The 1,003-nt window shown below is 45.0% G+C and carries 1 pseudogene; it reads left to right on the top strand.

The features are described 5' to 3' along the window. A pseudogene (locus DW830_RS16025) lies at positions 1 to 1,003 on the top strand (DDE transposase); the annotation flags it as partial.

Below are 1,003 nucleotides of genomic sequence, written 5' to 3' on the forward strand. Positions count from 1 at the left end.
ATGGGACTGAAGCTCTTTTCCAAGTCGTACATCTCTATTGATGGAAGCAAGTTTAAGGCTGTAAATGCTAAAGACAACAACCTTACTCTAAGCAAACTCGATGACCGAATCAAGCGTCTTGATGAACATATTTCAATCTATATGGAAGAACTTGAAGCATACGATCATGAGGAAGGACGCAGGCTCTCTAAAGATGAGTTGCAACGTAAGCTTGATGTTTGCAAGGAGCGCAAGGAACGCTATGAGGGATATCGTGATACACTTGAGAAAAGTGGTGAAAGCCAGATTTCCTTAACCGATCCTGATTCCCGACTAATGAAAGCCAACGAAGGCTTTTGTGTCGGTTATAATGTGCAAACTGCAGTTGATGCGGAGAGCCATATGATAGCAGGCTTCCTGGTAACCAACAGTCCAACAGACCATGGTCAGCTTACAAGCGTAGCATCTGAGGTAAAAGCCGATTATGGTGTTGACGTTCTAGAATCTACTGCAGACAAGGGGTACGAGTGTCCCGAGGATCATGCAGATGCATTGGCTAATGGTATCGTACCAAATGTCATCCAACGTGATGGCAGCTGCACGGAGCAGGTTCAGTTTGACTATAACGAAGCTACCATAACTGACGCACAAAAGTCAAGTACTAATCCAGAAGATTTGAAGGCATGTCTTGAAGCTGCAGTCATACCGGAAGCCTACAAGGATTTTTTAACCGATGCACAGATTGTAGAGGTCAAGGAGTACACTTCTGATGTAGCAGAGTCTGCTGTACTGAAGATGACTCCCGGGCAGATGCGTGCCAAGGCTCTTGAAGGATACTTCGTGAGGGATGCCGAACGCAATCTTGTCTATTGTCCGCAAGGAGAAATCCTGAGGCAGAAGTCTATCAAAAGAAACGGTATGATCCGCTACTGCAACAAGCTTGCATGTAAAAAATGCAAGTGCAAGTGTACCATCCAGAAGTTCAAGGAGGCAGACTTCAACAAAGACACCTTGATAAAGGCAA

The sequence above is a fragment of the Prevotella sp. AM34-19LB genome (assembly GCF_003468525.1).
GTDB lineage: Bacteria > Bacteroidota > Bacteroidia > Bacteroidales > Bacteroidaceae > Prevotella.